The organism is Microcoleus sp. F10-B2, assembly GCF_036704965.1.
Classification (GTDB): Bacteria; Cyanobacteriota; Cyanobacteriia; order Cyanobacteriales; family Microcoleaceae; genus Microcoleus.
Genome location: NZ_JAUBTB010000135.1, coordinates 489 through 13,471, shown reverse-complemented (window position 1 = coordinate 13,471; position 12,983 = coordinate 489). Strand labels below are relative to the sequence as shown.

11 protein-coding genes and 1 pseudogene are annotated in these 12,983 nt (G+C 46.5%); 9 read left to right on the top strand and 3 right to left on the bottom strand.

Annotated elements, in window-relative coordinates; translation table 11 throughout:
* Positions 1 to 115: 115 nt before the first annotated feature.
* From QUA99_RS30220 to QUA99_RS30210, 3 genes are all read right to left on the bottom strand, one after another.
* Entirely contained in the window at positions 116 to 3,124 is a 3,009-nt protein-coding gene (locus QUA99_RS30220; RefSeq protein WP_333241585.1) for an EAL domain-containing protein, read from the bottom strand.
* Positions 3,125 to 3,394: 270 nt separating this feature from the next.
* On the bottom strand, positions 3,395 to 4,042 hold the full coding sequence (locus QUA99_RS30215) for a prohibitin family protein (RefSeq protein WP_333241589.1): 648 nt from the start codon (positions 4,040 to 4,042) through the stop codon (positions 3,395 to 3,397).
* Positions 4,043 to 4,067: 25 nt separating this feature from the next.
* A complete protein-coding gene (locus tag QUA99_RS30210) occupies positions 4,068 to 4,220 on the bottom strand; it encodes a hypothetical protein (RefSeq protein WP_333241583.1) in 153 nt (50 codons plus the stop codon).
* A gap of 664 nt (positions 4,221 to 4,884) precedes the next feature.
* Between QUA99_RS30210 and nfi the strand changes: the two genes are divergently transcribed.
* The 9 genes and pseudogenes from nfi to QUA99_RS30170 all read left to right on the top strand — a co-directional run.
* Positions 4,885 to 5,532, top strand: a complete 648-nt coding sequence (gene nfi, locus QUA99_RS30205; RefSeq protein ID WP_333241581.1) for a deoxyribonuclease V — start codon at positions 4,885 to 4,887, stop codon at positions 5,530 to 5,532.
* A gap of 459 nt (positions 5,533 to 5,991) precedes the next feature.
* The gene (locus tag QUA99_RS30200) at positions 5,992 to 6,219 is read left to right on the top strand and encodes a KGG domain-containing protein (RefSeq protein ID WP_015175252.1); all 228 of its coding nucleotides are present in this window, start codon (positions 5,992 to 5,994) and stop codon (positions 6,217 to 6,219) included.
* A gap of 475 nt (positions 6,220 to 6,694) precedes the next feature.
* Positions 6,695 to 7,225 carry an FHA domain-containing protein gene (locus QUA99_RS30195; RefSeq protein ID WP_333241579.1) on the top strand — a complete coding sequence of 177 codons (531 nt, stop codon included), beginning with the start codon at positions 6,695 to 6,697 and terminating at the stop codon, positions 7,223 to 7,225.
* A 449-nt stretch (positions 7,226 to 7,674) separates the two neighbouring features.
* Positions 7,675 to 7,803, top strand: coding sequence for a hypothetical protein (locus QUA99_RS30190; RefSeq protein WP_333241577.1), 129 nt, complete (start codon positions 7,675 to 7,677; stop codon positions 7,801 to 7,803).
* A gap of 1,258 nt (positions 7,804 to 9,061) precedes the next feature.
* Positions 9,062 to 9,283, top strand: a pseudogene (locus QUA99_RS33305) (helix-turn-helix domain-containing protein); the annotation flags it as partial.
* 45 nt (positions 9,284 to 9,328) lie between these two features.
* Positions 9,329 to 9,565, top strand: coding sequence for a transposase family protein (locus QUA99_RS30185; protein ID WP_333241576.1), 237 nt, complete (start codon positions 9,329 to 9,331; stop codon positions 9,563 to 9,565).
* A gap of 97 nt (positions 9,566 to 9,662) precedes the next feature.
* The gene (locus QUA99_RS30180; protein ID WP_333241587.1) at positions 9,663 to 9,905 is read left to right on the top strand and encodes a hypothetical protein; all 243 of its coding nucleotides are present in this window, start codon (positions 9,663 to 9,665) and stop codon (positions 9,903 to 9,905) included.
* Positions 9,906 to 9,982: 77 nt separating this feature from the next.
* Positions 9,983 to 10,390 carry a hypothetical protein gene (locus tag QUA99_RS30175; protein ID WP_333241574.1) on the top strand — a complete coding sequence of 136 codons (408 nt, stop codon included), beginning with the start codon at positions 9,983 to 9,985 and terminating at the stop codon, positions 10,388 to 10,390.
* A 364-nt stretch (positions 10,391 to 10,754) separates the two neighbouring features.
* A partial coding sequence (locus QUA99_RS30170; protein WP_333460495.1) for a DUF4347 domain-containing protein occupies positions 10,755 to 12,983 on the top strand: 2,229 nt, incomplete at its 3' end.

Below are 12,983 nucleotides of genomic sequence, written 5' to 3'. Positions count from 1 at the left end.
CGTGCCGTTTCCCTACGCCAGATTAATTGTAGGGAAACGGCACGGCGCCGTGTCCTGACTGTGGGTAACATTAATTCCGATGCTACCGGATTTGATATTAAACATTTGGTTCTGTTTACCATTTCGGCGATCGGCTCAACAACGCTGTAGCTGCCTCGCTGTCGAGAGGTTTAGAGAAAAAGTACCCCTGACCGTACTCGCAGCCGATCGCCCGCATTTGAGCCAATTGGACGGCGGTTTCGACCCCTTCTGCCACTACCTCCATCCCCAAACTGCGCGCCAGCATGACGATCGCCCGCACGATTTCCAAATTTTCGCCAGTTTCTCCGACGCGGCTGACAAAAGAGCGATCGACCTTCAAAATATTAATCGGGAACTTGTGCAAATAACTCAGAGATGAATAACCAGTGCCGAAATCATCAATGCACAGCTCAATTCCCAAGTCTCTCAACTGCGAAAGCATCGCCGCCGCCGCTTCCCCATCTTCCATCACCACACTCTCAGTAATCTCCAACTTCAAACAGCGAGTATCAACACCCGTTTCCTGCAAAACTTGCTTAATTTGTTCGATCGACTCCGGTTGGGCAAACTGCCTCGCGGAGAGATTTACTGCGACTGTCAGCCGCGAATTTCCCACAGGTAAATTCAAACTCTGCCACTTAATAATTTGGCGGCAGCTTTCGTTCAAAACCCACAAACCCAAAGGCGTAATTAACCCTGTTTCCTCCGCCATCGCAATAAATTCCATCGGAGAAACTAAACCCCGTTCCGGGTGCAGCCAGCGCACCAAAGCCTCAAATCCGATAACTGAGCCGCTTTTTAAACAAACTATCGGCTGATAATAAACAGTAAAAGGACATTCCAATTTAAAAGGAGCAAATTGCGACTTCGGATGCTTCAACTTGGGTTCGATTTCGCCGATCGGCGAGTTTTCTGCCGCCGTCCCACATCCAAAATCCAGTATCGAATAGTTCAAATTGAGTTCTTCAACCGACTCCCGCAAATCGTGTTCCAAGTGCATCAAAGCCACAGCCCGAGTGTGCATCGCACTGGTAAATACTTCGTAGCGAGCTTTACCGAGAGCTTTTGCCCGGTACATCGCAATATCAGCATCGCGCAAAATATCTCCCGGCCACTGATATTTGTCGGTACTTAAAGCAATGCCGATGCTAGCAGTAATTAAAACTTTATTACCTTCCAAATAAAGCGGTCGTTCGATCGTTTTGAGAATTTCCTTTGCTTGGGCGATCGCCTCATCAACACCGTGAATTTCTTCCAGCAAAATCACAAACTCATCTCCCCCCAGACGCGCCACCGTATCGCCTGGCCGCAAACAAGTCAAGAGACGGCGAGCCACAGCCACCAACAGCCGATCGCCCGTGCGGTGTCCCTGGCTGTCATTAATCACCTTAAACCTGTCCAAATCCAGAAACAGCACCGCAAACTGATAGCTGGGATGCCGTTGCGCGCGGGCAAAAGCTTGTCCCAACCTGTCAGTGAACAAAGCGCGGTTCGGCAACTCCGTCAGCGCGTCGTGCAAAGCATCGTGCAACAATTGGTCTTCAGCCACCTTGCGTTCAGTCACGTCGTGACAGTTGACAACAATTCCCCGCACCGAAGGTTCTTCGAGCAAATTCGTCGCCACCGCTTCCAACACGCACCAGGAACCGTCCTTGTGCTGCACTCGGTACTCTGCCAATCCCAGGCCCACTCTTGGCATTTGGATGATACCTTGGAACACTTGATCCACCATCGGCAATTCGTCGGGGTGAATCAACTCAAATACTGATCTGCCGAGCACTTCCGCCGTCGGGTAGCCCAAAATCCGCTCTAGGGAAGGAGAGACATACCGGCAAAAGCCTTTCTCGTCGAGAATTACAATAATGTCTCTAGCATTTTCAATCAGCGATCGAAAGCGCTTCTCCCTTTGCCGCAGTTCTTGTTCCGTGCGCTTGCGATCGGTAATGTCGGTATTCATGTAAATCAGACCGATAATTTTCCCTGTTCGGTCTTTAATAGCATCTGCCCGCAGCAGGACTTGCAAAATTTTGCCGCTTTTAGTGCGGTTAGTAACTTCACCCGACCAAGAATAACCCTGGGCGACGGTATCGAGTACCTCGCTTGCGACTGCGGAGTCAGCAAAAACTGTCGCTATACCTCCAGCGAGTTTAAATTCCTGTGCGGTTTCCCATTCAAATAGCTGAGAAAACGCTTGATTTTGGTAGATGTGAGTGCCGAAAGCATCGCTGATGCCGATCGCGTCGCTCGAACTTTCCAGCGCCTTGCGAGTCAGCACCAGAGCTTCTTCTGCCCGCTTGCGCTCGGTAATGTCAATCCCTACCAGACAAGCTGCTTTGCCGCGATCGTACTTTTGAGCAACAATCAAATAGTGTCCCGCCGACTGTCCGCCGTCGGTTTTCACCTTAGCGCTGAGTTCTTTAACCGCTTCCGTAGCGTCGCCGGCAAAAAACTCCACTACAAAAGAGTGAAAATCCGAGCTAGCGCCCAGAAAACCGATATCTTGACCGACAAAAGCCGACGGCGGCAAATTGTGCAGTTTGGCTAAGTGCTGGTTAACCCCCAAATAGCGCAAATCCGAGCTCACCCAAGATACTGTTCCCGGAACTGCTTCCAAAATCGTTTGCAGTTGGTCGTTAGCTTGCTGCAATGCTTCCTGCACTCCTATGCGTTCGGATAAGTCGAACTGAACTCCGACGAAGTGAGTCAAATTACCGCTGTCGTCTCGCACGGGAGACAGCGACAATTTGTTCCAAAAAGCAGTGCCGTCTTTGCGGTAATTTTTGATTGTCACCTGCAGTTCTCGACCTTGGCGCAAGGCGTCGCGGATGTTAGCTACGGTAGTTCGATCGGTATCGGGGCCTTGCAAAAATCGGCAGTTGCGCCCCAAGATTTCATCGGCGCAGTAACCTGTCATCCGTTCAAAGGCCGGATTGCAATAAATTATGGGACAGTCGGGTGCATTGGCGTCAGCAATAACAATGCCGCTGCTAGTAGCTGCCAAGGCTCGATCGCGCAGCCACAGTGCGTCTGACGCAGTATGGCGATCGTCTGCCCCCCCCACTTCACCTAAATTAGAAATTGACTGGTTCTCCCGATCTCCCATCAGCCGAACTTTCAAGCAAACCTTTACAATTTCCGAGTTGTTTCTTACTCTAACGTTTTTCAGGACTCGCGCAACCTAAATTGTATCTCGGCATTTAAGTAAGCTGGATTTCACGTTAGTTGTTACTTGTATTTTCTACACTTGCTGTTCGGCATTTAAAAAAAGCAGATCTTCACTTCCGCAGTGAACAACCCTCAATTCTTATCCCCCTCAGACTCTCTCCCCCTCTCCCCTTCTCCCCGCGCCCTGGCAATCACGATCCGCAGCAGCTTATTTAGCAGGAGTTGCAGCTTGAGAACTCGGCGGCGCAATATTAATTAACGGCAAAGTTCCGCCTCCTCCCATTACTGTGGGAAACTGGCCGTTCCATTTTTCAATTGCTTGCTGCTGCAAAATTTCGGCTGTTAAAGTTTGCCGCTGCAAGCGTTGAGCTTCAGCTTTACCTTTAGCGCGGTTAATTTCAGCTTGAGCATCTTGGGTGGCTTTTTTAACTGTAAATTCTGCCTGTTTAGCTTCTTGTTCTGCTATTTGTTTGGCTTCGATGGCTTTGCTAAACTCTGGAGAAAAGCCAAAATTTATTAACGAAACATCTCTGACGATGACCCCGTAAGGTTCCAAACGTTTTTTGAGGCTATTGTCGATTTCTGTTTTGAGTTCCGTGCGCTTAGTGATAATTTCTTCTGCGGTTTTTTTAGAAGTTGCTGCTTTGAGAACTTCAGAAATTGCCGGACTCAGGATGCTCGTAACAATTTGTTCTTCGTCTCCTATCTGTTGAAAAACTTGATTGACTTTGGCGGGTTCAACATTCCAATTGACTGCCAAATCTGTAGTAATGCTTTGCAAATCTTTGGATGCTGCATCTGCTTTCAAATCGGTTTTTTGTACCCGCACGCTGAGCGTTTTTACAGAGGTGACGATCGGTAAAATCGGGTGGATGCCTTCATCAAGAATCGCGTCTTGAATTTTGCCTAGATCGCATCATGACGCCGCGTTCCCCTGCGCCGACGATGGCAAAAGGTCTTAAAATTAAGGCGGCGATGATGAAGACGATGCCACCGACGATGTAGAGAGCTAGGTTGTACCGAACACTTTGCATGGTTTTCATATGTTAATTCAGCTAGGTTGTTTTACTGGATGTTAGTGTTCTATTCGCTATTATCTAAAATTATAACTTCATGTTAATGGTGCAACAACTCATAAATTCATTTATTTTTATTCGTAAAACTCATATATGTTTGATAGTCCGAGATCCTCTTAAATTCAAAAAATAGTAGATTGCCGTTGCATTGATGCTCTGGTACGAACAATGGCACTTGTACCTGGCTGAGATCGTTGATGAATAAATGTTTCCCTTGTCTTGACAGCGAGGACAATTTTAGATAAAGAAAAAGTAAATAGATAGCCCGATCGCTCTCCGAAAAGCGATAAAATGTCATCAGAGAGAGAAAGCTTTCTAGAGAGCGAAAATATCGGAATTGAACAGCTAATGTGTGGGTGAATTTTAATGGTAAATGGGAGGTGCGTGCCGGTAAAAGCTTTAGGGGTTGGTGCAAGTACAAGCAAAAGATAGAATTTCAGCCTACGATGTACAGACTTGATATGTAGAATTGGCCGGCGGCAACCTCGCTCAACCCTCCACAGTAGAAAAAAAGACCGTTGCCCAAGTAGGGAATTTATAGCGACAAACGATAAAAATCCGAGTTTAAAAATAGCCGAAAATAAGTTAAACTTAGATGAGAACGGTTGAAGAAAGATGTCTAATGTTGCAGCGACACCCTTGGCCGCAGACAATTGAAGAGGCGATCGCCATTCAAGAACAGCTTCGGTCAGAGGTAATTACCGAAAATCAACTGGACACAGTTCGGTACGTCGCAGGCGTAGATGTCGGCTACGACAGTGCACACGGCCTATCGCGGGCCGCTGTCACAATTCTGAGCTTCCCCGACTTGCAGTTGCAGCAGCAAGCTGTCGTTCGCAGTCCTACAACTTTTCCTTACATTCCCGGTTTCCTGTCTTTCCGAGAAGTGCCTGCAGTCCTCGATGCTTTAGAAAATATCAGTTTGAGGCCAGACTTGATATTGTGCGACGGTCAAGGACTTGCTCATCCCCGCAGGTTCGGTCTGGCGTGCCATTTGGGGGTTTTGACAGGAATTGCCACGATCGGAGTTGCCAAAACTCGATTTATTGGAGAACATTCAGAAGTCGGGATCGACCGGGGCAGTTGGCAACCCTTGTTGCAGGAGGGATCGACGGTAGGGGCAGCGCTGAGGACGCAAACAGGGGTAAAACCGATTTATGTTTCGATCGGTCATAAGGTAAACTTGAGAAGTGCGATCGAGTACGTCCTGCGCTGCGCCCCAAAATATCGCTTACCAGAAACAACTAGATCGGCAGACCAACTAACATAGGGATAACTGGCAAGCGCCGAAGGCATCAAAAAAAAAAGCAAAAAGACCAAAAAAGCATCCCTCTTTGGACTTTTAATTTTTGAGGTGTCGCCCTTAAGTCGAAAAATCCTCTGAGTCTACCGCCAATCAGCTTTGGGTTCCATCCTTCCAGCGAACTAAAGAATGACTATACCTGAGAAAGAGGTATAAAAGTTGGGGGATTTCTAGAATGATTGAAAGACAGTAACCTGCTTAAACATTGGCGGCTATAAAAATAGTGCCCGGGCGTGAACTATTTTTAGTTCACATTTGTAAACTATGAAATAGTCATCCTGCGAGTTAAACCAAAAGCTTACATTCGTCAGATGAGGTTTCATAATTTACCGTCGGATATCTCACCACGCCCGTGGGAGTACCCACGACAGTGGGAGGCGAAGGCGCGATCGAGCTAAAAAATCAGAAAAAAACAAGGAGACAGTCATGGCTGAGAAAAGCAAACGCGGATTCGCTTCTATGGATGCAGAAAAACAGCGTGCAATTGCTAGCAAAGGCGGAAAAGCTGCACACGAGAAAGGAACTGCACACGAATTCACCCCTGAAGAAGCCAGAGAAGCTGGTCAGAAAGGGGGCGAAGCTGTCAGCAGAAATCGCGAACACATGGCTCAAATTGGTCGCGAAGGCGGTCGGAAAAGCCGCAAAAGTGAATAAGTTCTCAAAGCTTGCCATGCAATCAAAGATTGTACAGTTGCAGTGTGAGATCGAGCATTAGGACACTGAGCCTTTGAGGAGGTTGGGCGATCGAATTCCCAGACGTAGTTCGATCGGCTAACCTCCAACAACCGCCCCTAGTGCACCAAAGCTTCGCAAATCTGAAAACCGCACAGCAATTAGTTTTTAGCAATCGCTGCTCAATCTTTAACGGCAAATCTTTAACCAAGCTGCACAGGGGTCAATAGTTTTGCGGGAAAGAAAACCTGGCAAGCGCAACTCAGTATCTCAAAAAAAGCGAATACGATCCCTAAAAGCCTCGAAGTCGAGGTTTTTTTGTTTAACTCCACATAATATTGTCAGAACTTCGATCGAGCCTGCGTCAATAATTCTAATGAAGTTTTTTTGTGAGGAAGTCCGTCCTCAAAATAAATCAGCTAATATTTTTCTATATTTTTCCGCAAACTATACAATCATGACAAACCAGCTCACTTTAGTATGGACAGAAGCTGGGGTGCGTCAAACTCACACGATTAAAAACGGACAGCAGAGTAAAAATCCGGGAACTGTGAGGCTCGGGCGCGATCCGGCGAAGTGCGATATAGTATTGTCGCATCCCAGCGTATCGGGTCTGCACGTTGAAATATTTTTTAATCAGGAATTGCAGGAGTATGCAGTGCGGAATTTGCGCGAAAGCAATCCGCCGCTGGTAGACGGAAAAATTCTCGCCCGAGGCGAAGCAAAATTGAAACCCGGAAGCCGCATCCATTTAGGCCAAGTGCAAATCGATGTGGTGAATGTGACGGAGGTGGCGGTAGCTGCGCCGCAGACAGTTTTGCTGTTCGGGCCTCCCGCACCGGGTAACTCTCAGCCGACCGGGCCTTCAAAATATGGTTTGCAGTGTCCTAAGTGCAGCCGAATTTCGCCTTACGCGCATTTGAGTGCGGGCTGTCCGTGGTGCGGTACTTCTTTGGCTGCGGCGGTGAGTGTGATGCTGTCTCCGTGAAACGTTGGACAACGGGTTTACACACTATTTGGGAGGTTGATTAACAGATTGTTAGACATCTCCAATAATTCGTGGGGTAGGCATTCTGCCTGCCCTTGATATCAACTCCGGTAGCATCGGAATTAATATTACCCACAGTCAAGACACCGCGCCTGGCCGTTTCTCTACAATCTATCGGGGGTAGGGAGACGGCCCGGCCCCGCATCCTCGCTATCATTCCGATGCAACCGGAAACTATATTACAGGCTTTTTTGGAGATATCTATGGGTGGAAGATGAGCGAAAAAGTTAACACAAATGTCAAACAAAGCAGTAGGAGTGGTTTACCACCAATTACACCATTTCTTGACAGAAGCGATTTGGGATGCGCCTCTTGTCAACGAACGACTACTACAGGTAATTTAGGCATAAATCAAACCAAGATCAAAATCTGCTTGACTGTGATAATAGATGATTCGGGACACCGAAAAAGTGGTAGAGAAACCGCTGGAGTCGATCGGCAATATATGGCGTGAAATCGGGAAAACAGGCAACGCGGTAGCAGTAGTGACGGCCCATTTATATAACGGAGTTACATAGCCTACCATTAGACGTTGAATTATATCAACACGCGAGTTCACGTTCCAGGAGGGAAAGCCAACCCAGATTCTATAATAAAGCCAGATATAGCATTAAAATTGGTAGATAAGGAATGAGAATTAAATAACTTACAATGCGTGATGTTCTTGTGGGATGGGCGTCCCGCCCGTCCAGAAAGGGCGGGCTACGAGAACCCACCCCACTTTCAAGAGTGTAAATTATTTAATTCGCGATCCTAAATGTCGGGAGAGAGGCTTAGTATCGGGAATGGTATTAGTAGATACTAGGTATGGAAACAACCGTAATTTTTTTAGCAATTATAACCAAATAACTTAAAATATATAGCCTGATTAGCTAAAAACCGCCAGGTAATTTATCAATATTTTCAGAAATTAAAACAATACCTATCGTGATGAATGCTGCTAGTTTATCTGAAGCGACAGAAGTAGATTATTTAATTACCAAATCTGGGGTGGCTCAAGGAAATGGCACATGGATAATAACAACTTATTCAAGGGCGTAATTGGGTGGAAGTGTTTGAACGTGAGGCTCTCATGTTGGCTAGGCTAAAAGAATATGAACATTCCTGGATGCACGAGACCAAAAAACCCGGTATTTCGTTTTCGCGATCGAGCGTATATGACCAAATTACGTGCAGAGGCCGGGTTTTTGCGTACTCGACTGTTGATATTAGTTTTATACGTCTAGATTTTTATTGTTTGGCAACAGTTAACTAAAGGATTGAGACGACATTGGATATTGAAACCTTTAAACATTTTGCGAGGCATTGTTAGCCTTGAGAACAGCCATATCTTATCGATTTGTCCGTTGGCTGCAAGATAATAGTGGCGTATTTGCCTTGCACATAGAAGGTTAGGCTTTTGTTTGGGATTGAAATTTGTTTAAGTCCCGTTAACAGTAAAATTTGGATGACTTAGCTAAGAGAGCTATTAGGGAGCATCTCATATTTGTAAAAACACTTCTTCTGGCTCTTTCCTTCTTCCTCTTTCCTCCTGCCCCGCAGCCTCGGGCCTCCTGCCTTAAAACTCCAATTTCTAGCTTAACTGCAAAAGTGAGATGCTCCCAACTATTAGACCTATCCAAAAAATAAATAGGCGGGCGATCGCACATAAATTATAATGGAATTTTACCTAAAAAAAATGAATCAACTCCTGGCACACATAGAAAAACATCCCTCAGAAACCCAAAGACTTTTAGGCTTAAGTTACAACCAACTAATAAGACTAATTACTGACGCATCAAGCGCGCTCGATCGGCATCAAAAAGCTGTCGCAAGTCAGAAAACCCACATTATCAAACCAGTCGGAGGTCGCCCCCCAAACTGGCGGTTGCAGAGCAAATCCTTCTCACATTAGTATACTGGCATCATCTGCCCAGTTTTCAAATGTTGGGAATCCAATTTAGGGTGAGTGAATCTGCAGCCAATTATATATTTCATAGGTGGATAAAAATTTTTAGGGACTTGCTACCGGATTCTCTATTAGAGCCGATAAAAAAAACTCAAGTGAAATGGGAGTGGGCTCAAGAAATTAGAGCCGGGTTTGAGTTAGTAGTAGATAGCTACGAGCAGCCAATACCAAGACCGAAATCCAACGAAAAACAGAAAACGTGCTATTCTGGCAAGCAGAAAAGACATACTTTAAAAAACCAAGTAGTTGTGATGCCATCTGGCAGTGAAATAGTTGATGTAGTTGTGGGAAAAACAGGAGCGACGGCAGATATAACAATCTGGCGCGCTTGAGAATTAGAACTAAGTCTCTGGCAAATTTTTCAAGGGGACAAAGCCTATGCACTCGACCAAGAATTGATACCCCTCACAAAAAAATCCTGGAGCGGAGCTGACTACCGCTCAACAGAAAGATAATCAGTCAAAAGCCAAAACAAGCATCTTGGTAGAACATCTAATTAGACTGATAAAAATTTTCCGAGTAGCAGCAGAAAGGTTTCGCTTAAAAACCGAAAATTACTCGTTGTGTAATTCGAGTGGTATGCGGGTTAGTTCGTTGGCGGATCGGAGCAATAATTATATGCGCTCGCCAGCCAATTTGAGTCAAAAAAATCACGAAAAAATCTCACAATAAAACTGGACAGTTTTTATTAAGAAAGTCGAAAGCCCTTAGCGACCAACCGAGGAGAAGGTTTGGGAGGGAGCATCTCAATGAAAGCAGTTAAGCTAGAAATTGGAGTTTTAAGGCCCGAGGCTGCGAGGCAGGAGGAAAGAGGAAGAAGGAAAGAGGAAGAAGGAAGGAGCCAGAAGAAGTGTTTTTACAAATATGAGATGCTCCCGTTTGGGACTTTTTGGAGAGGTATAATATCAATGAGTTTAGTGGCAATGTCAACTATAAAAGGCAGTAAATCGAATCTCCAATTAAAAATTTTCCAATTCTCGGAAACCGATTTTTTAACTGGATTGACTGTGACAATTAAAGAAAAAATCACACCTACAACCGTACTGAGAACCGTCCCGTTAGCGCAATCACTGGGTTTTTTTGAGCAATGCCTAAGTAACGGGCGATCGCAATCTCAAGGTTCTGGCATAGGCTATTCTCAAACAACAAAGACTTGACTGGCGCAGTCAAAGCCAGACAACCCTTGCGTAGGACTTGCGGTGATTTGCCACCTAGGGCGACCCGCGATCGCGCACAGCAGTCCCCGTCCAATTCTGCTCTAACATCTCAACTAAAACAAGCACGTAACTATTTTTTTTTTAAATAGAAGTTAGTAAAAATTTATATTTTGGTGTTCATCGAATTTTATAAAAGCGGGTAAGTTAGAACTGATAAGTAAATTAGCGAATAATGACAGCGATCCCCAATATGTCGAATTTGTCAGCCGTAAAAACACGCCAATCTAGTAAGATCGCCACTAAAAACAAGTTATGTTTTAACGCCGCAAACTCTAAGGCAGCGCTCAAATCAAAAAAAGATCTAGTGGTTGTTGACTCCCGAGTAGAAAACTACGAGCAATTGATCGGTGGTCTCAAAGCTGGAACCGAAGTATTTGTACTCAATTCAACCAAAGATGCGATCGAACAAATCACCGAAATTTTGGGTCAGCGCAACAGCATCAAGAGTCTGCACATAGTATCTCACGGCCGAGAAGCAGCAGTAGAAATCGGCTCAACAGAACTGAATCTTGATAACCTAGAAACCTACAGCAGCCATTTGCAGCAATGGCGAAAAGCCCTTAGCGAGGAAGGCAGCATTCTGCTTTACGGCTGTAACGTAGCCGCCGGCGAATCCGGCATTAAATTCATACAAAAACTCAGCGAATTAACGGGAGCAAATATTGCCGCTTCCAACAACCTAACAGGCAGTGCAGCGCTACGTGGCGACTGGGAATTAGAAATTGCCACAGGACGAATCAATACCGAACTAGCCTTTAAAAAAGAAGTCCTAGAAGCCTACACATCTGTCCTGGCAACTTTAGTGAGCGAAACCTTTCAAGGTTCAACAGCACTAGGGCCTTGGATTTATAATAGCGACGGTTCACCTCCTCCTGGCTTAACCGCAGGCACCGGCCCTGGCATTATTCCCGGTGTAGTGGGAGGGCCAGTCGATCCAGCAGGCAGCGGCGCTTTGAGATTAACATCAAACGCGGAGAACCAAGCAAATTATGTCATCTACAACAGCCCCATCTCTGCCACTGACGGGCTAAAAGTTACCTTTGATTTATTTGCCTATAACGGCAATACTGGTGCTGATGGCATTAGTTTTTTCCTAATTGACGGAACAACTACGCCAACAGCAGCGGGAGGATTCGGTGGCTCTCTCGGCTATGCTCCCAACAACACTCGCCAGCAAGCCGGGATTGCAGGAGGTTATTTAGGTGTCGGATTAGACGAATTTGGCAATTTTTCCACTTCCACTGAAGGGCGTGAGGGGGGCACCGGGCAGCTAGCTGATTCAATAGCAATTAGAGGCAGCACAGCCACAACGTATAGCTTTTTAACTAACGCTACCGTTCCCAGCGGTATAGATAATGTTGCGGCAACCACTCGCACCGCTGCTAATGTAAAAAAAACAGTCCAAATTACATTACTGCCAGGTTCAAACAGTCTTTCAGTTGCCCTAGACGATAACGGCAACGGCGTATTTGATACGAACGAAACTTTGATCGAGATAACCGATCTAGTCGCGGTAAACGGAACAATACCACCTACTTTCAAATTTGGTTTTGCTAGTTCGACAGGCTCGTTTACAAACATTCACGAGATTGCTAATCTCGCTGTCGAAACTATTAACACTCCTGCACTTTCAGCCGACATTTCCGTTGCTAAAACAGGCCCGGTGTTCGCCACTCCCGGCAGCACCCTTACCTATACAATTACTTCCACTAATAACGGAACCAGTAGCGCCACAGACGTTCTGATTCAAGATCAACTGCCGGCAAACTTAACTTTCGTCAGCGCTCTCGATACCGCTGGCCCTGGCGTATACGACTCTACAAGGGGGACTGTCACCTGGCCGACAATTCCGACTCTGGCTAGCGGCGCTAGCACTACCCGCACCATAACCGCAATTGTCCCCGCAGAGACAGCGATCGGCACAACCATAACCAACACCGCCTTTAGCAACTCCAGCACTTTTGACCCCAACCCAGCTAACAACAACGGTTCCCTACTAATATCTCAAGCCCCAACTACAATTGTTGCTACTACAGCCGACCTAGTTACCACGAAAACCGGGTCTAGTTCAGCAACAGCCGGCTCAACAGTTAGTTACACAATTTCGACCGTCAACAACGGGCCAAGCACAGCGACTAACGTCACCGTCAGCGACACCATCGTTCCGAATTTAACAGGAGTAATCCCCTCCAACGGCGGTGTCTACGATCCGGCTACAGGTATCGTCACCTTCGCGCCAGTTGCTAGTTTAGCCAGCGGTGTCACCCTCACCAACACAGTCAGCTTCACCGCACCCGCATCCGGCCCCAGCGTCAGCAACACCGCCAGCAGCAGTTCAGCTACCCCAGACCCTACCCCTGGCAACAACAGCGCTGCAGTAACCACAACTGTGACACCTAGTGCCGACCTAGTTACCACGAAAACCGGGTCTAGTTCAGCAACAGCCGGCTCAACACTTAGTTACACAATTTCGACCGTCAACAACGGGCCAAGCACAGCGACTAACGTCACCGTCAGCGACACCATCGTTCCG

Excerpts from the sequence above, each read along its gene's own strand:
- QUA99_RS30175 (WP_333241574.1), top strand. The coding sequence starts at position 9,983 with ATGAAAGCAGTTAAGCTAGAAATTGGAGTTTTAAGGCCCGAGGCTGCG.
- QUA99_RS30195 (WP_333241579.1), top strand. The coding sequence starts at position 6,695 with ATGACAAACCAGCTCACTTTAGTATGGACAGAAGCTGGGGTGCGTCAA.
- nfi (WP_333241581.1), top strand. The coding sequence starts at position 4,885 with ATGTTGCAGCGACACCCTTGGCCGCAGACAATTGAAGAGGCGATCGCC.
- QUA99_RS30190 (WP_333241577.1), top strand. The coding sequence starts at position 7,675 with ATGATTCGGGACACCGAAAAAGTGGTAGAGAAACCGCTGGAGTCGATC.
- QUA99_RS30220 (WP_333241585.1), bottom strand. The coding sequence starts at position 3,124 with ATGGGAGATCGGGAGAACCAGTCAATTTCTAATTTAGGTGAAGTGGGG.
- QUA99_RS30210 (WP_333241583.1), bottom strand. The coding sequence starts at position 4,220 with ATGCAAAGTGTTCGGTACAACCTAGCTCTCTACATCGTCGGTGGCATC.
- QUA99_RS30200 (WP_015175252.1), top strand. The coding sequence starts at position 5,992 with ATGGCTGAGAAAAGCAAACGCGGATTCGCTTCTATGGATGCAGAAAAA.